Raw genomic sequence first — 20905 nt, forward strand, 5'->3', positions numbered from 1 at the left:
GGGTAAACGGGGGCTACAGGTGCACGACCGGGCAGGTCAGCGTGCGGGTGATGCCGTCCACCTGCTGGACTTTGGCGACCACCATGCGGCCCAGTTCGTCGACCGTGTCGGCCTGTGCCCGCACGATCACGTCGTAGGGACCGGTGACGTCCTCGGCCTGGATCACCCCCGGGATCTTGGAGATGGTGTCGGCGACGGTCGACGCCTTGCCCACCTCGGTCTGAATAAGGATGTACGCCTGTACCACGGAACCTCCAGGGCGGCCACGAGGATCATGTGGGGAGAAGGGACGCCACGGTATCGCGTCGCCGTGGGCCGCGGGGAGACCCCCGCGCCCCCAGGTGCCCGCAGCGTGGCGTACAGGGCACACAAGTTGACGGCCGACAGGGCCTACTCGACCGTACCCACAGCGGTGACGGCTCGCGACCGCACGAAGAGAGCAGGTGGGCCGGAGCGTCCGGCGGCACCGCGGCGACGAAGGGCATGACGTGATGAAGGGCACCGTGGGCGAGCTGGGGGAGTTCGGGCTCATCAGGGAGCTCACCTCCCGGCTCACCTCCACCCCCGCCGTACGGCTGGGACCCGGCGACGACGCCGCGGTCGTGGCCGCACCGGACCGCAGGGTCGTGGCCAGCACCGACCTCCTGCTGGAGGGACGGCACTTCCGGCGCGACTGGTCGACCGCCTACGACGTGGGCCGCAAGGCCGCCGCCCAGAACCTCGCCGACATCGCGGCCATGGGCGCCGTACCGACCGCGCTGCTGCTCGGCCTCGTGGTGCCGGCCGACCTCCCGGTCACCTGGGCCACCGAGCTGATGGACGGCATTCGGGACGAATGTCAGGTCGCGGGTGCGGCCGTGGTGGGCGGTGACGTCGTGCGCGGCGAGACCATCACCGTCGCCATCACCGCGCTCGGCGACCTGCGCAACCACGACCCGGTGACCCGGGCCGGCGCCCAGCCCGGTGATGTCGTCGCCTACACCGGGTGGTTGGGCTGGTCGGCCGCGGGCCACGCCGTGCTCTCGCGCGGCTTCCGCTCGCCGCGCGCCTTCGTCGAGGCGCACCGTCGTCCGGAGCCGCCGTACCACGCGGGCCCGGCCGCAGCAGGGCTCGGTGCCACGGCCATGACCGACGTGAGCGACGGGCTCGTCGCCGACCTCGGGCACATCGCCGAGGCGAGCAAGGTCCGGATCGACCTGCGCTCCGGACTCATCGATATCCCCTCGCAGATGAACGACATCGGCCAGGCCGTCGGCGTCGATCCGCTCCAGTGGGTGCTCAGCGGCGGAGAGGACCACGCGATCGTGGCGACGTTCCCGGTGGACGTGAAGTTGCCGGCGCGCTGGAAGGTGATCGGCGAGGTGCTCAACCCGTCGGCGCTGCCCCAGGTGACCGTGGACGGGGCGCCCTGGACCAGCAAGGGCGGCTGGGACCATTTCGGGGGTGAATGAGATGGCGGGAGCGGGGCGTGGGCCGCAGGGGCGACGAGCGCCCGTCGTAGGTGGCGCACGGCGGACGGGTGTGGTGCCGCGGGTCCTCGCCGTCGCCGGGTCCGACTCGGGCGGCGGCGCGGGGATCCAGGCCGACCTGAAGACCATGCTCGCCCTCGGCGTCCACGGGATGACCGTGGTCACTGCCGTCACCGCACAGAATTCGCTCGGGGTGCAGGGCTCCTGGGAGCTGCCGGTCGAGGCGGTCCGCGCCCAGTACCGCAGCGTCGTCGATGACATCGGCGTCCAGGCGGTGAAGACCGGGATGTTGGCGTCCGCCGAACTCGTCGACACGGTCGCCGCACTGCTGTCCGGGACCGACGTGCCCGTGGTCGTCGACCCGGTCGGCGTGTCCAAGCACGGCGACGCACTGCTGGCGCCGTCCGCGCTCGACGTCGTCCGCGGCAGGTTGCTCCCCGCGGCGACGGTGGCCACCCCCAATCTCGACGAGGTGGAGCAGCTCACCGGCGTCCGCGTACGCAGCGAGGACGACCTGGTGCGCGCGGCGGAGGCGGTGTTGGCGTACGGACCGCGCTGGGCGCTGATCAAGGGCGGCCACCTGGCGGGGGACGCCGTCGATCTGCTCACCGACGGCACCGAGGAGCACTGGTTCCGCGCGCCCCGCCACGACAACCGGCACACCCACGGCACCGGCTGCACGCTGGCTTCGGCCGTCGCGTCGGAGCTGGCGAAGGGACGGACGGTCCCCGAGGCGGTCCGGGCCGCGAAGAACTACGTCACGGGCGCGATCGCCGCCGGGTTCGCGCTGGGCGGCGGCATCGGCCCCGTGGACCACGGCTGGCGCCTGCGGTAGCTGCCGGCCCGGGAGGCCGGCCACGGGCCCGCAGCAGGACCGTGGCCGGCCGTGATGCGGTGTCGCACCCCGGGACGGGAAAGGCGCCGGCGGTGGGGCGCCCGCCCAGGGCGGGCAACGGTGGTGCGGGCGCCACGGCGGGGGTCGCCCCGGTCAAGCGCCCGACCGGACGGGAGTACGTCCTTTGGCAGGGCGGACTCCGGGAGGAGGACTCCGCCGGCGGTGACGGGGAACGGCCGGCACGGGGAACGGCGAAAAGCCGGCCCACCTGGGTGGACCGGCTTTCAAGGCAACCGCAGGGGCTGCGCTACGACGAAGCGTCGGCGTTAGCGCGAGACCTTGCCGGCCTTGATGCACGAGGTGCAGACGTTGAGCCGCTTCGGCGTCCGACCGACCACGGCACGCACGCGCTGGATGTTCGGGTTCCAGCGACGGGACGTACGGCGGTGCGAGTGCGAAATGTTGTTGCCGAAGCCCGGCCCCTTGCCGCAGACGTCGCAGTTGGCAGCCACGGGTCACTCCAAAGACTTCAGATGCACTTACGGTGAAATCCGGCGTGCCGGAATCAGTGATCTGAAGTGGCTTGCCGGGGGAATGGCCCGATTTTCATCGGGCAACCGGAGCAGCATACAACGGCTGCACCCGTAGAACGAAACTACCACGGCTCCCTCGGCCCCCGCCCCGGACCGGACCCGGGTGCGGGTCTACCCTGCGGTGCAGCCCATCTTCCCCCTGCGCCCCGTGGGGGACCCGTGAAGGAGGACGTAGTTGCCGCAGTCCCTCGATGCCGTGGCGGTACGCACCTGGTGCTCACTGGCGCTGGAGGCGCTGGGCCGGGAGCGCGAGGAGATCGATGCGATCAACGTCTATCCGATCGCCGACGGGGACACGGGGACGAACCTGTACCTGACGGTCGAGTCCGCGGCGCGCGCGGTGGAAGCGGTGTTCGCTGCGTACGAGACCGGTGCCGGGGCCCCCACCTTGGCCGACGCCGTCCGGGCCATGGCCCACGGGGCGCTGATCGGGGCCCGGGGCAATTCGGGGACCATCCTGGCCCAGCTCCTGAGGGGCATGGCCGACGTACTCGGCGCGCGGGGCGGAGGCGGGCTGGCGGACGCGTTGCGGCGGGCCGCGGAGTCCGCGCGGGAGGCGGTGGCCCACCCCGTCGAGGGCACGATCCTCACCGTCGCCGCCGCCGCTGCGGACGCCGCGGGGGCCCTGGACGACGCCGACGCCGCGGCGGCCGCGTACGCGCACGCCCGCGAGGCACTGGAAGCCACGCCGGGGCAGCTCGCGGTGCTCGGCCGCGCCGGCGTCGTGGATGCAGGCGGACAGGGGCTGCTGGCGGTGCTCGGCGCGCTCGTCGAGACGGTCACCGGGGACGCGCCCGCGCACCACCGGGACCGCCTCCACCAGGCAGGCCTCTCCCACCTGCACCACCCGGTCCCGGCCACCGCTCCGGAGTCGTGTGCCGAGGGCGGTCCCGACTTCGAGGTCATCTACCTCCTGGAGGCCGGCGATGCGGCGGTGGCCCGTCTGAAATCCCGGCTCGACGCCCTGGGCGACTCACTCGTCGTGGTCGGCGGTGACGGCCTGTGGAACGTCCACGTCCACGTCGACGACGCGGGCGCCGCCGTGGAGGCGGGGGTCGAGGCCGGACGGCCGTACCGGATCAGGATCACCCACTTCGCCAGTGACGCACCCACCGCCCGGGCACCCGAACCGGTGCAGCGGGCCGTCGTCGCCGTGGTACCAGGTGAGGGGCTGGCCGGCCTGTGCGCGCAGGCGGGCGCGACCACGGTCCTCGCCCGTCCGGGAGAACCCCCCGCCAGCGGCGAGCTCGTCGAGGCGATCCGCCGGGCGCACGCCCGAGAGGTGGTGCTGCTGCCGAACGACGCGGAACTGCGGCACACCGCGGCCGCCGCCGCGGAGCAAGCCCGTACGGAAGGCGTCCGGGTCGCCCTCATCCCGACGCGGTCCGCGGTCCAGGGGATCGCGGCGCTCGCCGTGCACGAACCCGACCGCCGTTTCGACGAGGACGTCGTGGCCATGACGTCGGCAGCGGGCGCGACCCGTTACGGCGAACTGGCGGTCGCCGAGCGGCAGTCCTTCACCTCGGCGGGGGTGTGCCAGGCCGGAGACGTCCTGGGGATGATCGAGGGCGACGTGGCGGTGATCGGCGCGGACCTCGCCACCACGGCGGAGACGGTGCTGGACCGCATGCTGTCGGCCGGGGGCGAACTCGTCACCCTGGTCCTCCCGGCCGACGCCCCGACGGAGCTGGCGGACCGCCTGGAATCCCACGTACGGACCGGGTACCTGGCGGTGGACACGGTGACCTACCACGGTGGGGACGGTTCGCCCCTGCTGATCGGCGTGGAGTAGTGGAGGAGGAGCCACGCGGCCGAAGCACCGACCCGTTCGGTGCCCGGATGCCCGCACGCCGGCAGGCCCCGGATGACGGACCGGGCCGGGCGCGCTCCCACCGCGGTCCGCTGCGGATCGCGGCAGGCGGTCCCTGCCGGCGGCCCCACTACCGGGACACGTACGCCAATACCTGCTCGGCCTCTGCGCGTCGCGACTCCGCCGTCTCGCCCGACGCCGTGGTGTACGCCTCCAGGACCCCGCGGGCCCGGGCGGCCGCGGAAGCCGTGGCGCCCAGGTCCGCCTCCAGCCATGCGGCCATCAGCTCCGCGCCCGTCCGCAGGTCGATGAAGTCCTCGCCGGCCTCGCCGAATCCGGCGATCGCCTTCTCCACGTGCACCAGGGCCGCCGCGTAGGTCGCCCCCTCCTCGCCTTCGCGCGCGACCAACTCTCCGGTCTGCCGGTGGGTGTCGGCGGTCTCCGCGAGCAGCCGTGCCCTCGCGGACGGGTCGGCCGCCTCCTGCAGCGCCCGCTCGCACTCCCGGGCCGCAGCGGTCATGAACGCCAGGGCGGCCTCCGTCCCCGCCTGGCCCTCGCGGACCGCGATCCAGGCCCGCACCCGCAGCGCGCGTACGGACGCGTGGACGTCGCCCAGTTCCCGCCAGAGCGAGCAGGCCCGTTCGTAGGCGCGGTCCGCCTCGCTGTTGAGGCCCGCGCGGTACAGCGCCTGGCCCGCGAGGTTGGCGAGCATGGCGTGATCGTCCTGTTCGGGCCAGGTGCGCGCGATGTCGGCCGCCCTCAGCCAGTGTTCGGCCGCCGCTCGCGGTTCGTCCAACGAGCTCAGGCAGTCGCCCGTCCACCACAGGGTCTGGACGACCATCCCCTCCCCGTGGTCGTCGGTGGACAGGTCGGCGAGCACCGCCTCCAGGACCGCTGCTGCCTCCGCCACCCGCCCGGCCTGCAACAGCCAGCCGCCGAGCCTGTGCCGGGCGTACACCCCGATGCCTGCGCTCTCACCGGCCTCGCCGGCCCAGTGCGCGGCCTCCAGCGCGTGCTCGGCCGCCTCCCCGAACCGGCCCGCGGCGCCGAGGACTTCTGCGAGCTGCAGGTGCAGGCGGGTGGACCCCCAGGCCTCGACGAACTCAGCACCGTGCTCCAGGGCGGCCCTGGCCGCCCGTTCGGCCGTCTCCTGGTCGCCCAGGTGGCGTGCCACCGGGACGAGACGGGACTCCGGCTCCACCGCGAACCAGGGCAGTCCGGCCTGGTGGAACAGGGCGGCCGACGCGGCGTACCGTTCGGCGGCCTCCGTGGCGTCCCCACGGCGCGCCGCGAGGTCGCCGAGCACGGACTCCGCCTCCGCGGCCCGGTCGGCGACGAGCGGGTCGATGCGGTGCGGCTCGGTGAACGCGAGTACTTCCGCCACGGCCCGCTCCACCGCGTCGGTCCGCCGCCTGCTCTCGTCCTCGTCCCGGAGGTCGTCCGCCTCGTGCAGGCGCACCAGATGGATGCGCATTCGGTTGAGGAGCGCCCCCGCCGGGTGGCGCGGCCCGATGGCGCCCTCGGCGTGGAGCGCGAGGGCGCGGGCACAGGACTCGGCCACGGCGGCGACCGCCTCGTCCGCTCGTCCGTCGCGGGCCATCGCGTACGCGGCGCGGGACCGCGCTGCCGCCGCCTCGCCGTGGTCGCCCACGGCCTCGTACCGCTCGGCCGCGGAACGGAACAGCCGGACGGACTCCGATGGCTCGGTACGGCGCGACATGGCCCGGTGGTCCTCGATCTCGGCGAGTGTCCGTTCGTCGGGATCCGCGTCCCGCGCGGCCTCGGCGAACGCCTCCCAGGCCGCCCCGGCACCGGGGTGCCGGGCGGCGGTCAGCCGTTGTGCCTCTGCCAGGAGTTCCTCCGGCCCGGCCGGCGCGGGCGCGCGCCGGACCGCGGGCGCATCGGCGGCGGGGACCAACGGCACCGCCCGCATCCCCAGCGGCAGGCGTTCCCGCAACGGACGCCGCCCCATCCGGTCCCTGAGCAGGGTGCTGATCGCCGCTGTGCCGTTGCGCGCGTCGAAGCGGGCGGCGACCGCCAGCGCCTGTTCGCGGGCGTGCCCGGCGAGCGTCCGCGCGGTCCAGGACGCCCCGGCGGGACCCGGCACCTCCTGCTCGCCGTGCCCGAGCGCCACGAGCCGGTCCATCAGCAGCGCCGTGACGGCGAGGTGGTCCATCAGGGAGTCCGGGTTGCCGTCGTCCGTGAAGTGCGCCGGTCGGTCCGCGAGGATCTCCAGCGCCCGCGCCTCGTTGCCGGTCACGGTGCAGAACTCGACGTGCAGGGCCACCGAGCTGCGCATGCTCTCCACGGGACGCACCAGCCGGTAGCCGCGCAGGTGGTTGGCGCGGGCTTCGTCCGTGCGGCCGAGCCGCACCAGGGGCAGCAGCGAGGACGCCAGCACGGCATGGGGCTCGTGGGCGCAGGTGTGTTCTCCCTGGAGGACCGGCCGCCACATCTCCAGGGCACGGGCGTCGTCACCGAGTTCCGCCTGCCAGGAGCCCTGCCCGTGCAGCTCGCACGCGTGGCAGTCGCTCATCCGGTCCCGGTCGGCGGCCAGCCACGCCGCGTAGGCGCGCTGGGCCCGATCCCGGTCCCCGAGGTGCCGGGCGACCCGGAACTCACTCTGGCGCACCGCCCGTTCGGAGTGCCCCGCCAGCCGGTAGCGGTGCTCCATCTCGCCGAGCCACTTCTCGATCGAGGCGAGCGGGATGTGCGGCTGGTCGAGCATGCCGCTGGACACCCATTTGAAGACCCAGTGCAGGGAGTGGGTCTCGTAATCGTCGAAGTCCCCGGGGCGCTCGTCCCACATCCGCAGCAGTCGCGCGAACGGGACGAACATCTTGGCCTTCTCCGCGCTGTAGTTGTAGACCTGCAGCTGGTGCCCGAGAGCCTCGATGACGGCCAGCGGTTCGCCGATGCCCTCGGCCTCGACGAGCAGCGCCTCCGCACGGGCGTTCCTGGCGGGCCCCTCCGGCTGCGCGAAGTTGTCCCGGATCGCCTCGCGCAGGGCTTGGAACGTCAGGGTCACCGGTCGTCCTCCCGGTCGTGGGTGGCCCACTCGAGCAGGCCGGCGAAGGCTCGGTTGAGCAGGGCTGAGTCGGCGGGGCGCAGCGGACGCTGGGCCATGAGCAGGGCCTGGCCGTACAGCGATTCGACGGCCGTGCCCGCGAGCTGGGGGTCGTGGAGGGCACTGATCCTGCGGACCAGCGGGTTGAGGTGGTTGAGGACGAGACGCGCACGTGGTGCGCTGCCGCGCAGCGAGCCGAGGATGCCCGCCCAGAGGTCGTCCGCCTGGTCCTCGGCCTCCGCGCGGGCCTGTTCGTGGCGGGCCGCCCGGTCGTCCAGGTGCAGCGCGGGAACGGTCAGCGGGTGGAAGGAACGCAGGGACACGTCGCAGCCGAGCGGATCCAGCGCGGCACGCGCCACCGCCAGGAAGCCCGCGAGGGCCAGTTCGTCGGCCGCGTCGACCGTGTCGAGATGCGCCGTCACGGTGTCGGCGTCGAGCTCTCCCACCACCGTTCCCGGCCGCACCGACGGGAGACGCTCGACGAGCTCGGAGTCGTAGGTGTAACCGCCGTTGACGACGCCGATGCCCTGGGCCGATGCGATCGGCGCGACCTGCCGGTACTCCTCGACGGTCCGCGTGAAGTGCACGACGGGGTGGCGCCGGGCGAACTCCTCGAGGGAGAGCCTGCCGTCGGTCGTCTCGAACGGCAGCCACGGCAGCATCGTGCGCAGCATCGCCTCGTCGTGCCGTGCCAGCGACTTGACCCCCAGGTGGTGGACGGACAGGAACTGGGCGAGGCGCTCCGGGTCGCCCGCGGCCAGCCCGGTCAGCCAGTCGCGGATGCGCCCGCCGAGCGTGTCCCGCACCGCCGCGAGCGTCTCGTCCGCGTACAGCGACTCGCGGGACGCGGTCGGGCGCAGGCTGTCGGTGTCCAGCACACAGCGGACGAAGAACGCCCATTCGGGCAGCAGTTCGTCCGCCCGGTCGGTGAGCAGCATCCCCTTGAGATGCACCCGGTGGCCCGCGCGCTGTACCGGACTCACCGCCGACGGCAGGACGTACGCCACACCGCGCACGCCCGCGAGCGGCAGGTCCAGGTCGATCGCGTCGAGCGGCGAGAAACCGAACAGCTCCTGGCAGTGGCGGGCGAGGGCTACCCGGCGGGCGGTCGGGCTCGGGTAAGCGCGGTCCCAGGGCGCGGGCAGATCGGTGATCTGTTCGTCGCCGATGCGCACGTCGTAGGGGAGCAGGGAGCCGAAGTCCCGGGCGAGCGTGCGCACCCGGTCCCGGGTCAGCCAGTCCCCGCTACCGGGCCGTGCGGTGAGGTACACGGTCGTACCTGGCTCCTCGCGGGCGCCGTCGGGGAGGCTGCGCACGGTGTACGAACCGTCGTCGCGCGCCGTCCATTCGACCGGCAGTGCCTGTGGCGTCCGCGCGGACCGGCTGACCACCCGGATCTCTGCGGCGACGACGAAGCAGGCGAGCAGCCCGATGCCGAACTGGCCGAGGAATTCGGACCGCGCGGACTCCAGACCGCCGTCCCGTTTGGAGCTGCGGCCGATCGTGGCGAGCAGGTCGTGCACGTCCCGTTCGGTCAGCCCGACACCGGTGTCCTCGACGCGCAGCCGGCCGTCATCCGCGTACAGGCGTACCCGGGCGGGCGCGTCCGGCTGCTCCGCCCGGCGCGCGGTGATGGCGTCCACGGCGTTCTGCAGCAGCTCGCGGAGGTAGACCTTGGGACTGGAGTAGAGGTGGTGGGACAGCAGGTCCACCAGGCCGCGCAGATCGACCTGGAAGGTGTGCGGGCCGGCAGCGGTGGTCTGTGGCGTGGTCTCAGAAGTCATCGTCGCTGCGCCGGTGGGGGGACGAGCGGCGGCGCGGGTCGGGCGATCCCGGTCGTCGGTGATCGCGGCGTGGGAAGGCGGGGAGACCCGAGCCATCCTAGGGTCCGCAGGACCGTGGTGACCAGGGGATATCCAGCGGTGCGCGAGGGTTGTCGGTGCCGTGGTGTGCAATGGGGGGCATGACGGCGCTGGATAGGGTGGTTCTCCGGGGTGCCGCCACGAGGCGGCCGGACCGGGCATCCGTCCGCGCCGGCAGCCCGGCCGGACCGGGAGTGACAGTGACGAGGAACGGGGCGTGCCAGGAGGCGTGGTGCTGGGTGAGTCGCTGAAGAAGACGCTCGGCCCGGCGACCGCGAAGGTCATGGCCGAGCACCTTGATCTGCACACCGTCGGTGACCTGCTGCACCACTATCCGCGGCGCTACGAGGAACGCGGTCAGCTGACGCGGTTGGCCGAGCTACCGCTGGACGAGCACGTCACCGTGGTCGCCCAGGTCGCGGACGCGCGGGTGCACACGTTCAACGGTGGCCGCGGCCAGCGGCTGGAGATCACCATCACCGACGGAAGCGGACGGCTCCAGCTGGTCTTCTTCGGCCGGGGGGTCCACAAGCCCCACAAGGACCTGCTGCCCGGCACCCGCGCGATGTTCGCCGGCAAGGTCTCCGTGTTCAACCGCAAGCTGCAGCTCGCCCATCCGGCGTACGAGCGGCTCGACGAGGAGAGCGGCGCGGGCGCGGTGAGCGCCTTCGCGGGCCGGCTGATCCCGATCTACCCCGCCTGCAAGGGCCTCGAGTCCTGGAAGATCGCCAAGGCGGTCGACGCGGTCCTCCCGCAGGCCGGTGAGGCCGTGGACCCGCTGCCGCCCGCGCTGCGCGAGGGCCGCGGCTTCGTCCCCCTCCCCGAGGCGCTGCTCAAGATCCACCGCCCGCAGACGAAGGCCGACATCGAGGACGCCCGGCACCGCCTGAAGTGGGACGAGGCCTTCGTCCTCCAAGTAGCCCTCGCCCGGAGGCGGTACGCGGACACGCAACTCCCCGCCGTCGCCCGCAGGCCCTCGCCCGGCGGATTGCTCGACGCCTTCGACGCCCGGCTCCCGTTCACGCTCACCGCAGGCCAGCAGAAGGTCTCCACGGAGATCTTCTGCGATCTGGCGGCGGAGCACCCCATGCACCGGTTGTTGCAGGGCGAGGTCGGCTCGGGCAAGACCATGGTCGCGCTGAGGGCCATGCTGGCCGTCGTCGACGCCGGCGGCCAAGCCGCGATGCTCGCCCCGACGGAGGTCCTCGCCCAGCAACACCACCGCTCGGTCGTCGAGATGATGGGCGACCTCGCCGAGGGCGGCATGCTCGGCGGCGCGGAGCACGCGACGAAGGTCGTCCTGCTCACGGGCTCCATGGGCGCGGCGGCACGCCGCCAGGCCCTGCTCGACCTGGTGAGCGGTGATGCCGGGATCGTGATCGGTACCCACGCGCTGATCGAGGACAAGGTCCGGTTCCACGACCTCGGCCTGGTCGTCGTCGACGAACAGCACCGCTTCGGTGTGGAGCAGCGCGACGCACTGCGCGGCAAGGGGAACGCCCGGGGCGAGCAGCGCACGCCGCACCTGCTGGTCATGACGGCCACGCCGATTCCCCGTACGGTCGCGATGACGGTCTTCGGTGACCTGGAGACCTCCGTCCTTGACCAGCTGCCCGCCGGCCGCTCGCCCATCGCCACCCACGTGGTCCCGGCGGCGGACAAGCCGCACTTCCTCGCACGGGCCTGGGAACGGGTCCGCGAGGAGGTCGAGGGAGGCCACCAGGCCTATGTGGTGTGCCCCAGGATCGGCGACTCCCTCGACGAAGCAGCCAAGAAGAAGTCGGCGGAGGACGAGGCCGAGAAGCGGCCGCCGCTCGCCGTGCTCGAGGTGGCCGAGCAGCTGGCGAACGGCCCCCTCGAGGGCCTGCGGGTGGAGGTGCTGCACGGTCGTATGGCGCCCGACGACAAGGACGACGTGATGCTCCGCTTCGCCGCGGGAGAGGTCGACGTCCTGGTGGCCACCACCGTCATCGAGGTCGGGGTGAACGTACCCAATGCCACGGCCATGGTGATCATGGATGCCGACCGGTTCGGCGTATCCCAGCTGCACCAGCTCCGTGGCCGTGTTGGTCGCGGCTCGGCCCCGGGGCTGTGCCTGCTCGTCTCCGAGATGCCGGAGGCGAGCCCCGCCCGGGCCCGGCTCGCCGCCGTCGCCGCCACGCTGGACGGCTTCGAACTGTCGCGCATCGACCTCGAACAGCGTCGCGAGGGCGACGTGCTGGGGCAGGCCCAGTCCGGCGCACGCTCCTCGCTGCGGGTCCTCGCGGTGATCGACGACGAAGAGGTCATCGCAGCGGCCCGCGAGGAGGCCCTCTCGGTCGTCGCCGCCGACCCCGAGCTGACTCACCTCCCCGGCCTGCGCACCGCCCTGGACGCACTGCTGGACAAGGACCGCGAGCAGTACCTGGACAAGGGCTGACGCCCGAGCCGCGCGCAGCCCATATCGTGGAGGTGACCGGTCCGGAGCGGGCCGGCCGGACCACCTCTGCCGCGAAGGACTCAGATGACCCGCGTGATCGCCGGTGCGGCCGGCGGACGTCGCCTGGCCGTGCCGCCGGGCAACGGCACCCGCCCCACCTCCGACCGGGCGCGCGAGGGCCTGTTCTCCACCTGGGAGTCGCTGCTCGGCACGCTGCACGGCGTGCGTGTCGCCGATCTGTACGCCGGTTCGGGCGCCGTCGGACTGGAGGCGCTGTCGCGCGGAGCGTCCCACGCCCTGCTCGTCGAGGCCGACGGCCGGGCCGCCCGCACCGTCCGGGAGAACGTGCGGACGCTGCGGCTGCCCGGTGCCGAGGTGCGCACGGGTCGCGCCGAGCAGATCGTGCAGGGACCGCCGCCCGAGACCCCGTACGACGTGGTGTTCCTCGACCCGCCGTACGCCGTCACGGACGACGATCTTCGCGAGATCCTGATCACACTCCGCTCGGAGGGGTGGCTCGCGGCCGATGCCCTCGTCACCGTGGAGCGCAGCACCAGGGGCGGGGCGTTCGTCTGGCCCGAGGGGATCGAGCCACTGCGGGCCCGGCGCTACGGCGAGGGAACGCTTTGGTACGGTCGCGCCGCCTCTACGTGCGAAGACGCACCATGACCGGACCGGAGAGCGAGGGACTTCAGTTGCGCCGCGCAGTCTGTCCGGGGTCATTCGACCCCGTCACCAACGGACACCTCGACATCATCGCCCGCGCCTCCAAGCTGTACGACGTCGTGCACGTCGTCGTGATGATCAACCAGGCGAAGCAAGGGCTCTTCAGCGTCGAGGAGCGGATCGAGCTGATCCGCGACGTCACCGCCGAGTACGGCAACGTCGAGGTCGAGGCCTACCACGGCCTGCTCGTCGACTACTGCAAGGAGCGGGACATCCCCGCCATCGTCAAGGGCCTGCGTGCCGTCAGCGACTTCGACTACGAGCTGCAGATGGCCCAGATGAACAACGGCCTCTCGGGCGTCGAGACGCTGTTCGTGCCGACCAGCCCGACGTACAGCTTCCTCTCCTCCTCGCTGGTCAAGGAGGTCGCCGCATGGGGCGGAGACGTGTCCCACCTGGTGCCTGAGGTGGTTCTCGCCGCGCTGCGCGACCGCCTCCCCGCGAAGTGACGCCCTGACCGTCCGTCATCCGGTGTCGGACCGGCGCCCGCTGGCCGTACAGTCGTCCCGTCCGTCTCCAAATCGGCTGTAGAGAGTGGCGAGCACACGGTGGACGTGCAGAAGAAGCTCGACGAGATCGTCGCGGCGGTCGGGAACGCCCGATCCATGCCCATGTCGGCCTCCTGCGTGGTCAACCGCGCGGAGCTGCTCGCGATGCTGGAAGAGGTCCGAGCGGCCCTTCCGGGTTCGCTCGCGCAGGCCCGAGAGCTGATCGGCGACCGGGACCAGATGGTGGCGCAGGCCCGCCAGGAGGCGGAGCGCATCATCGAGGCCGCCCACTCCGAGCGCGGGTCCCTGGTCTCCGGCACCGAGATCGCCCGGCAGTCGCAGGAGGAGGCCGACCGCATCCTCGCCGAGGCCCGCAGGGAGGCCGAGGAGATCCGGGCCGAGGCCGACGACTACGTCGACTCCAAGCTCGCCAACTTCGAGGTCGTGCTCAACAAGACCATCGGATCGGTCGACCGAGGCCGTGAGAAGCTGCTCGGCCGCGGCCCCGGACTGGACGAGCAGGGGTACGCCGACGAGGACGCCCCGGAGTACACCTCCGACCCGGGCGCGCTCCTCCAGCGCGCCGACGGTTACGTCGACGCCAAGCTCGGCGCCTTCGAGGCCGTGCTGGCGAAGACGCTGGAGGCAGTCGGCCGTGGCCGGCAGAAGCTCCACGGCCGTATCGCCACGGACGACCTCGGCGCCCACATCGCGGCTCAGGACGCAGCCGGAGTGCAGCACACCAGCGACGCCGACTACCTCGCCGGGCTCGCGGAGCTGGCCGACCCGGAGCCGCAGGCCCAGCAGGCTCGACAGCCTCACGACCAGCAGCCCCAGGCACCGCACTCCGGGATCCCTGCCCAGGCGGATCCCTACGCCGTGGGCGCCGCCCAGACCGGTGGGTACGGCCAGCAGGCCCCGGTCCAGGACGCGTACGCCTACCAGCAGGACCCGTACGCCTACGGCCAGCAGGGATACGGGCAGGGCTACGCCCCGGCGTACGGCCAGCAGGGCGCCTACGCCGTGGGCGCCTCCCACACCGGGGGCTACGGTGACCAGGAGGCCCAGGCCCAGGCCCAGCAGGCTCAGGCCCAGCAGCCTCATGCTCAGCAATCCCAGGGGCAGCTCGACGAGACGAGCTTCTTCGACACGAGCATGATCGACATGGAGCAGCTGCGCCGCTACGAACAGGAACGCTGACCGGTCATCGGCAGCGGCACTGACCGGATTGGGCCTACAGCGAACGGTCCAGTATCCTGACTGTTCGGTCGCGCGTGCGCCAGCTCGTGCTGCGCTGATTTCGCGGCCCCAACACGATCCGAAAGCAGGAAGAGCCCTGAACGCCCGTCTCGACCACCGCAACCCCCTCGTGTTCGACACGCACGAGCTGGGCCGGCGACCCGGTGCGCTCCAGCGAATCTCCCGCTCGGTCGAGGCGCCCTCCGCGCCCGTCTTCGGGATCGAAGAGGTCATCGGCGTGCCCGCGGGCACGCCCGTGGAGCTCGAACTCCGCCTCGAGTCCGTCATGGAAGGGGTGCTCGTGACGGGCACCGCCCGTGCGGCGGCCGAGGGGGAGTGCGTAAGGTGTCTGGAGCCGCTGCGCCAGGAGGTCGCGGCGGACTTCCAGGAGATGTTCTCGTACCCCGACGCCGATGACCGGGGCCGCACAGCGGAGCCCGGCGACGACGCCGAGGACGAGGGCATGATCTTCCTCGAGGACGGCTTGTTCGACCTCGAGCCCGTGCTGCGCGATGCGGTGGTGCTCGCACTGCCGATGCAGCCGGTGTGCCGGGAGGACTGTGCCGGCTTGTGTCCCGATTGCGGGATCAGGCTGGACGAAGAACCGGACCACCACCACGACGCCGTCGACATCCGTTGGGCGGCACTGCAGGGACTCGCCAGTTCACTCGGAACCGGTGAGAAGGACAACATGGGCGGCGCCGAAGCGGGCGTCGACGAGAAGCAGGAGAAGTAGCCGTGGCTGTTCCGAAGCGGAAGATGTCGCGCAGCAACACGCGCCACCGCCGGTCGCAGTGGAAGGCTGCGGTCCCCACCCTGGTTTCGTGTGAGCGTTGCCAGGAGCCGAAGCAGCAGCACATCGCGTGCCCGAGCTGCGGCACCTACAACAAGCGCCAGGTCCTCGAGGTCTGAGCGGCTGGTGAGAGGCACGGTGTCTGAGTTGTCCAACGCCGGCAACAGCAAGCAGGCAGACAACGCAAGCGCAGCCTCGTCCCACACGCTTCTGGAAGGGCGGCTCGGGTACCACCTCGAGTCCGCCCTTCTGGTGCGTGCACTGACCCACCGTTCGTACGCGTACGAGAACGGCGGTCTGCCCACCAACGAGCGGCTGGAGTTCCTCGGGGACTCGGTGCTCGGCCTGGTGGTCACGGACACGCTCTACCGCACCCACCCCGACCTGCCCGAAGGCCAGCTGGCCAAGCTGCGGGCCGCGGTGGTCAACTCGCGTGCGCTGGCGGAGGTCGGTCGAGGCCTCGACCTGGGCTCCTTCATCCGGCTCGGCCGGGGCGAAGAGGGCACGGGCGGCCGGGACAAGGCGTCCATCCTCGCCGACACCCTCGAGGCGGTGATCGGAGCGGTCTATCTCGACCAGGGCCTCGACGCTGCTTCCGAGCTGGTGCACCGGCTCTTCGACCCGCTGATCGAGAAGTCCTCCAACCTCGGCGCCGGCCTGGACTGGAAGACCAGCCTCCAGGAGCTGACCGCGGCCGAGGGGCTCGGTGTACCCGAGTACCTCGTCAGCGAGACCGGCCCGGACCACGAGAAGACCTTCACCGCTGCTGCCCGCGTCGGTGGTGTCTCGTACGGCACCGGCACCGGCCGCAGCAAGAAGGAAGCGGAGCAACAGGCCGCCGAGTCCGCGTGGCGCGCGATCCGCGCCGCCGCGGACGAGCGCGCGGCGGCGGAGAAGGCCGCCGCCGAGACTGAAGGGGCCGCCGACACCCCTTCACCCCGGGCCACGGCCTGAACCCTCCTGCTTCCTGCCCCCGTCGTCCCTTCCGGGTACGGCGGGGGTTCGCCGTGTCACCCTGTCCGTTCGGCGGTGCCGCGGGCCGGGCCCCCGCACCTTCCGCAGGGGGTCAAGGGCCCCGGCCCACGGGCGCCACCACGGAGGTACGCTGCCGACGTCGCCCTGCCCCCCTTTTTCCGAGGAGATCCGTGCCCGAGCTGCCCGAGGTCGAAGTCGTACGGCGAGGGCTGGAGCGCTGGGTCGCCGGGCGGACCGTCGGTGAGGTCGAGGTCCTCCATCCGCGTGCCGTCCGGCGCCACGTCGGCGGCGGCGAGGACTTCGCCGCCCGCCTCAAGGGGCACCGGGTCGGTGTGGCCAGGCGCCGCGGGAAGTACCTCTGGCTGCCGCTGGAGGACACGGGCGAGGCGGTCCTCGGGCACCTCGGCATGAGCGGTCAGCTGCTCGTCCAGCCGGAGGCGGCCGCCGACGAAAAGCACCTGCGCATCCGGATCCGCTTCACCGACGACCTGGGAACCGAGCTGCGCTTCGTCGACCAGCGCACCTTCGGCGGGCTCTCGCTCCATGACACCACCGGCGACGGCCTGCCGGACGTCATCGCGCACATCGCGAGGGACCCGCTCGACCCCCGGTTCGACGACGCCGCCTTCCACGCGGCGCTACGGCTCCGCCGCACCACGATCAAGCGGGCCCTGCTCGACCAGTCGTTGATCAGCGGCGTGGGCAACATCTACGCGGACGAGGCGCTCTGGCGCGCGAAACTCCACTACGAGCGTGCCACCTGGACGCTCACCCGCCCGCGGTCGACGGAACTCCTCGGCCATGTGCGGGACGTGATGAACGCGGCCCTGGCCGTCGGTGGCACCAGCTTCGACAGCCTCTACGTCAACGTGAACGGTGAGTCCGGATACTTCGACCGGTCACTGGACGCCTACGGGCGGGAGGACGAACCGTGCCGCCGCTGCGGTACGCCCATGCGACGGCGGCCGTGGATGAACAGGTCCAGCTACTTCTGCCCGCGGTGTCAGCGTCCGCCGCGTGCGGCCCCACGCTTCTCGTCGTAGCACTCACGGGAGGAGAGCACCTCGGGCATCCTGTCCTCCACGAGCCGGATCAGCTCGAGCAGGCGCTCGGCGACCTCCCGTCCGAGCGGGGTCAGTTCGTAGTCGACCCGGGGCGGGTTGGTGGGCTGCGCCTCGCGGTGGACGAGACCGTCCCGCTCCAGTGCCTGGAGCGTCTGCGAGAGCATCTTCTCGCTCACGCCGTCGACCCGGCGGCGCAGTCCGTTGAAGCGGCAGCCGCTGTCGTAGAGGGCGCTGAGTGTCAGGACGCCCCACCGCCCGGTCACGTGCTCCAGAGTGCCCCGGGAGGGGCACTCCCGGGAGTACACGTCGAAAGCCCTGGCATCGTCCATACCCAACAGCTTACGCCTGGGTAGCGCTCGCCCCGGGTGGGCGCTTTCGCCCGGACACCAGCGGTGTTCGGGCGAAAGCCGGCGGCACGGTGGGAATGGTCAGTAGCCGAAGAAGTGAAGGGTGGGGTCTCTGACCTGCAGCCGTGCGGTCGATCAACGCTACGACCTGCGACTTGAGCCGTCGGCGGTTATCAGCGTCGGTCCTCGTTGAGCGCTCTCGTACGGCCCACAGACGGCCCGACTCCAACGTCTCTTGCAGGTGACAGGATGGCCAGCATGCCCCTGCCTGCACCAAAGGATCTGACCTCGACGGTCCTGCGAACCGACTTCAGCAATGACGCGGACTGGGCCGCAGTACAAGCGGCGATCGACGCCGCAGACGGATCCCCGCACGCCACCTACGTCAGTGACCCCCGCTTCACCGACATGAGCATCCAAGCGCTGATCGATGAGGAAGCCGCCACCGAGGAAGACGACAAGCTCACCTACGTGTTCCTCGCGGATGCGACCACCATGTCCGACCCTTCGTCTCTGCTCCTGGCCGTCGACCTCTACGACGAGCCTGGGCGGACGTTCCGGGTCCCGGCCCTGTGGTACCCCGAGATTTCAGCCAATCTGAGCATCGCCAACATGGACTTCGCCGACTTCGCCGACGCAGCTGACGGTTCGGGGACGTTCCGCGGCTGGGGCGAGGACTGAACCGGCCTGTTCCCCCATGGCGCAACCGAGCGGTCGGCGTAGCGGCTTTGGGCGGGAGCTGTCATGGGGCGAGAGTCGGGGCCCGGACGCCGGCCGCGAATCGGGCCGGCTCCTAGCCTGCCCGCAAGGAGCGGGATGTCCCTCTGCCGAGTCCAAAGCTTTCGCGTTGGCCGGACACCTGACACGGTTCCCCGCTGCCGAGGTGGCGTTGCCCTGGAGGATGTTGGACGGTCCACCCGTCACGGCGTCTCTGATCTTCCGGAGCCCTGAGGGCCTCGCCCTGAACCGCAACCGGTTCAATGATCGCCAGTGGCGTCCTGCTCTACGTACTGCTGGTGCGGCCAACGGACGGGACAATGGCATGCACGCGCTGCGCCACCTCTATGCGTCCGTTCTCCTGGACGCGGTGGAGGGCATCACGGCTCTCGGTGAATATCTCGGTCACCATGACCCCGGCTTCGCGCTGCGGACCTACACGCATCTGATGCCGTCGAGCGAGACGCGTACGAGGGCCGCCGTAGACGCAGTCTGGGCCGCCCCGGTTGCCGATGACGGCCCCGAGGCGGCCCACGAAAGCTCATAGGTCGCTGACCTGCGGGAATCTCAGTAGCCGAAGTCCTGCGTCCACCAGGGACCGCCGTCGGCGAAGGACACACCCACGCCGAGAGTCCTGTAGGAGCAGTTCAGGATGTTCGCGCGGTGGCCTTCGCTGCTCATCCAGGAGTTCATCACCGTCGCGGCGTCCGCCTGACCGCGGGCTATGTTCTCGCCGCCCAGCCTGCTCACCCCGGCCTTCGCGGCACGGTCCCACGGCGTGGCGCCGTCCGGATCCGTGTGGTCGAAGAAGCCGCGCGAAGCCATGTCCGCGCTGAACGCCCCGGCGAGCGCCCCCAGCGATCCGTCCGGGCGGACCGGGCTGCAGCCCACCTTGGCCCGTTCCTCGTTGACCAGGGCGAGTACCGCGGCCTCCGCAGCGGCTTCACCCGTCGGCGGTTTGCGGTGGGTGGACGGTGCGGGGGCCACCGCGGCGGCGCTGCGCGCCGGCGCCTTGCGCTCGGGCGTCCCGGTGCGCGGCGCGGCGGACTTCTTCGTCGCGGGAGCCTTCGGCTCCTGCTTCTTCTCCGCTGGTGTCTTCGACGCCGTGGGGGATGCCTTTCCGGAGGTGGAGGACAGGCCCTTCGTCGGGGAGGCGGCACGTGCGGTGCCGCCCGTCGCGGTCGCCGAGGGACGCTCGGACGGAGTGGCTGACGCACCGCCCTGGGGGCTCAGCCGGCTCGCCCCCTCGACGCTCACCCGCTCACTGCCGCTCTCGCCCCAGGTGAACGTGTCGCCGACGGGCACCAGGCCGGATGCCACGGCCACGGCACCCACCGCCACGGCGGCGGAGACCCCGAGCAGCCCGGTGCGTACGGGCACCGCGGCCCGGTTCTTCCGGCGGTGGCGTCCCATCCGGTCGCCCTTTCTTGTTCGACGACAAACTCACTACGCGAGATCTCACACGAATGAGTGAGGTCTATTGCGTCGGGACTGTACGCGAAGAACAAGAAGGGGCGATGTGACGCAAACCCGATCGGCCGATCGGGTGACGTGTAACGTGCGCGCATGAACGATGACGCACGGCTCACGGCATGGGTGCGCGGCCGAGTGCAGAGAGTGGGCTTTCGCTGGTTCACCAGGGAGAATGCTCTGGATATCGGCGGTCTCCATGGGTTTGCCCTGAATCTTGACGACGGTCGGGTGCAGGTCGTGGCGGAGGGCCCACGTGATAATTGCCACCGTCTGCTCACCTGGCTGACGTCCCCCGACACGCCCGGACGCGTCGATGGAGTGACGGAGATCTGGGGCGAGCCGCGCGGGGGGTACGAGGGCTTCGCGATCCGCTGAGTCGGCCCAGGAAACGGCCACGCGATGTGTTCATCCGACCGCCGACGGCTTCTGCGAACGGCAGGAATGGCCTGGTGGTTGCCAATAACCGGACTGCCGTGCCAGGCTGCCGCCCTAGGGATGATCTCCACGCTCCCGCGGGCCCCGACGGAGAGCCGATGCCGTGCACCGCGCGGCGTGGCCCACGGCTGCCCGCGGATACGGGGCGTGATCGTGTTGACCGTCAAACTTTTTGGTGAGACGCTGGAAGCCCCCGCGCACCTTAGCTGTTTGGCAGTACGAACCGCAGTGAAACAAAGCGCTGCCGAGCACCGCGGGTGCGAATCCCTCACGACCCAAACCGCATCGGTCGGTCACTCAGTGTGGAGGACCATCCATCATGGCAAAGGCGCTTCTCGGTTACGTCGGCGGTTCCGACCCGCGACTCCTCGCCGAGATGCGACGGCTTCAGCAGCGCGTCCAGGACCTGGAATCCGAGCTCGTACGGATTCAGTCCGAGAACGACGCGCTGAGTGCTGCCGCCGCACAGCACCATGGCGAGTCGCTGCTTGAAGGCATCGACATCGACGTACCCAAGGGCGAGCCGGCGCTCACCTGATCCCAGCCCCTGTGGGGTTCAGGTGGGAAACTCTCTCGCAAGACAGGTACGTATG

General features: G+C 71.5%; 21 protein-coding genes. 15 read left to right on the forward strand and 6 right to left on the reverse strand.

Annotated elements, in window-relative coordinates:
- Positions 1-13: 13 nt before the first annotated feature.
- Entirely contained in the window at positions 14-247 is a 234-nt protein-coding gene (locus ACFXOM_RS14045) for an Lrp/AsnC family transcriptional regulator (protein WP_017947604.1), read from the reverse strand.
- A gap of 244 nt (positions 248-491) precedes the next feature.
- On the opposite strand from ACFXOM_RS14045, the gene ACFXOM_RS14050 reads away from it, so the two are divergent.
- Together ACFXOM_RS14050 and thiD are read left to right on the forward strand one after the other, a co-directional pair.
- Positions 492-1451 (forward strand): thiamine-phosphate kinase, encoded by a 960-nt coding sequence (locus ACFXOM_RS14050; RefSeq protein WP_384933848.1) that lies wholly within the window; start codon positions 492-494, stop codon positions 1449-1451.
- Positions 1452-1521: 70 nt separating this feature from the next.
- Complete coding sequence (gene thiD / locus ACFXOM_RS14055) at positions 1522-2304, forward strand: bifunctional hydroxymethylpyrimidine kinase/phosphomethylpyrimidine kinase (protein WP_385037992.1); 783 nt, start codon at positions 1522-1524, stop codon at positions 2302-2304.
- A 326-nt stretch (positions 2305-2630) separates the two neighbouring features.
- Here the strand turns inward: thiD and rpmB are convergent, their stop codons facing one another.
- Entirely contained in the window at positions 2631-2816 is a 186-nt protein-coding gene (gene rpmB / locus ACFXOM_RS14060; protein WP_003957616.1) for a 50S ribosomal protein L28, read from the reverse strand.
- A 256-nt stretch (positions 2817-3072) separates the two neighbouring features.
- On the opposite strand from rpmB, the gene ACFXOM_RS14065 reads away from it, so the two are divergent.
- Positions 3073-4689: a DAK2 domain-containing protein gene (locus tag ACFXOM_RS14065; RefSeq protein WP_384933853.1), complete on the forward strand. Its 1617-nt coding sequence runs from the start codon at positions 3073-3075 to the stop codon at positions 4687-4689.
- Positions 4690-4837: 148 nt separating this feature from the next.
- Here the strand turns inward: ACFXOM_RS14065 and ACFXOM_RS14070 are convergent, their stop codons facing one another.
- Positions 4838-7735 carry a tetratricopeptide repeat protein gene (locus ACFXOM_RS14070; RefSeq protein ID WP_384933856.1) on the reverse strand — a complete coding sequence of 966 codons (2898 nt, stop codon included), beginning with the start codon at positions 7733-7735 and terminating at the stop codon, positions 4838-4840.
- Positions 7732-9558, reverse strand: a complete 1827-nt coding sequence (locus ACFXOM_RS14075; RefSeq protein WP_384933858.1) for an HSP90 family protein — start codon at positions 9556-9558, stop codon at positions 7732-7734. The genes ACFXOM_RS14070 and ACFXOM_RS14075 overlap by 4 nt, the downstream gene beginning before the upstream one ends.
- Positions 9559-9853: 295 nt before the next feature.
- On the opposite strand from ACFXOM_RS14075, the gene recG reads away from it, so the two are divergent.
- The 8 genes from recG to mutM all read left to right on the forward strand — a co-directional run bounded on the left by recG (position 9854) and on the right by mutM (position 17319).
- Positions 9854-12055 carry an ATP-dependent DNA helicase RecG gene (gene recG / locus ACFXOM_RS14080; protein ID WP_384933860.1) on the forward strand — a complete coding sequence of 734 codons (2202 nt, stop codon included), beginning with the start codon at positions 9854-9856 and terminating at the stop codon, positions 12053-12055.
- A gap of 84 nt (positions 12056-12139) precedes the next feature.
- The gene (gene rsmD / locus ACFXOM_RS14085) at positions 12140-12724 is read left to right on the forward strand and encodes a 16S rRNA (guanine(966)-N(2))-methyltransferase RsmD (protein ID WP_384933863.1); all 585 of its coding nucleotides are present in this window, start codon (positions 12140-12142) and stop codon (positions 12722-12724) included.
- On the forward strand, positions 12721-13230 hold the full coding sequence (gene coaD / locus ACFXOM_RS14090; protein ID WP_384933866.1) for a pantetheine-phosphate adenylyltransferase: 510 nt from the start codon (positions 12721-12723) through the stop codon (positions 13228-13230). The genes rsmD and coaD overlap by 4 nt, the downstream gene beginning before the upstream one ends.
- 99 nt (positions 13231-13329) lie before the next feature.
- Entirely contained in the window at positions 13330-14469 is a 1140-nt protein-coding gene (locus ACFXOM_RS14095; RefSeq protein ID WP_385037995.1) for an ATP synthase F0 subunit B, read from the forward strand.
- A 136-nt stretch (positions 14470-14605) separates the two neighbouring features.
- A complete protein-coding gene (locus ACFXOM_RS14100; RefSeq protein WP_384934091.1) occupies positions 14606-15244 on the forward strand; it encodes a YceD family protein in 639 nt (212 codons plus the stop codon).
- A gap of 2 nt (positions 15245-15246) precedes the next feature.
- Positions 15247-15420, forward strand: coding sequence for a 50S ribosomal protein L32 (gene rpmF / locus ACFXOM_RS14105; RefSeq protein ID WP_026165248.1), 174 nt, complete (start codon positions 15247-15249; stop codon positions 15418-15420).
- Between the two features lie 19 nt (positions 15421-15439).
- Complete coding sequence (gene rnc, locus ACFXOM_RS14110) at positions 15440-16255, forward strand: ribonuclease III (protein ID WP_384933871.1); 816 nt, start codon at positions 15440-15442, stop codon at positions 16253-16255.
- Between the two features lie 191 nt (positions 16256-16446).
- Entirely contained in the window at positions 16447-17319 is an 873-nt protein-coding gene (mutM, locus tag ACFXOM_RS14115) for a bifunctional DNA-formamidopyrimidine glycosylase/DNA-(apurinic or apyrimidinic site) lyase (protein ID WP_384946659.1), read from the forward strand.
- Here the strand turns inward: mutM and ACFXOM_RS14120 are convergent.
- A complete protein-coding gene (locus ACFXOM_RS14120) occupies positions 17280-17669 on the reverse strand; it encodes a winged helix-turn-helix transcriptional regulator (RefSeq protein WP_384933877.1) in 390 nt (129 codons plus the stop codon). The genes mutM and ACFXOM_RS14120 overlap by 40 nt on opposite strands.
- Positions 17670-17936: 267 nt before the next feature.
- Between ACFXOM_RS14120 and ACFXOM_RS14125 the strand changes: the two genes are divergently transcribed.
- Together ACFXOM_RS14125 and ACFXOM_RS14130 are read left to right on the forward strand one after the other, a co-directional pair.
- Entirely contained in the window at positions 17937-18368 is a 432-nt protein-coding gene (locus tag ACFXOM_RS14125) for a DUF6924 domain-containing protein (RefSeq protein ID WP_384933880.1), read from the forward strand.
- 361 nt (positions 18369-18729) lie between these two features.
- On the forward strand, positions 18730-18951 hold the full coding sequence (locus ACFXOM_RS14130; protein ID WP_384933882.1) for an integrase: 222 nt from the start codon (positions 18730-18732) through the stop codon (positions 18949-18951).
- Positions 18952-18971: 20 nt separating this feature from the next.
- On the opposite strand, the gene ACFXOM_RS14135 is transcribed toward ACFXOM_RS14130, so the two are convergent.
- On the reverse strand, positions 18972-19817 hold the full coding sequence (locus ACFXOM_RS14135) for a CAP domain-containing protein (protein WP_384933885.1): 846 nt from the start codon (positions 19815-19817) through the stop codon (positions 18972-18974).
- A 153-nt stretch (positions 19818-19970) separates the two neighbouring features.
- Between ACFXOM_RS14135 and ACFXOM_RS14140 the strand changes: the two genes are divergently transcribed.
- Positions 19971-20252, forward strand: a complete 282-nt coding sequence (locus ACFXOM_RS14140; RefSeq protein ID WP_384933888.1) for an acylphosphatase — start codon at positions 19971-19973, stop codon at positions 20250-20252.
- 379 nt (positions 20253-20631) lie between these two features.
- Complete coding sequence (locus ACFXOM_RS14145) at positions 20632-20850, forward strand: hypothetical protein (RefSeq protein WP_093653542.1); 219 nt, start codon at positions 20632-20634, stop codon at positions 20848-20850.
- Positions 20851-20905 lie beyond the last annotated feature (55 nt).

Origin of the sequence: Streptomyces sp. NPDC059169, assembly GCF_042755225.1 — a bacterium.
GTDB lineage: Bacteria > Actinomycetota > Actinomycetes > Streptomycetales > Streptomycetaceae > Streptomyces.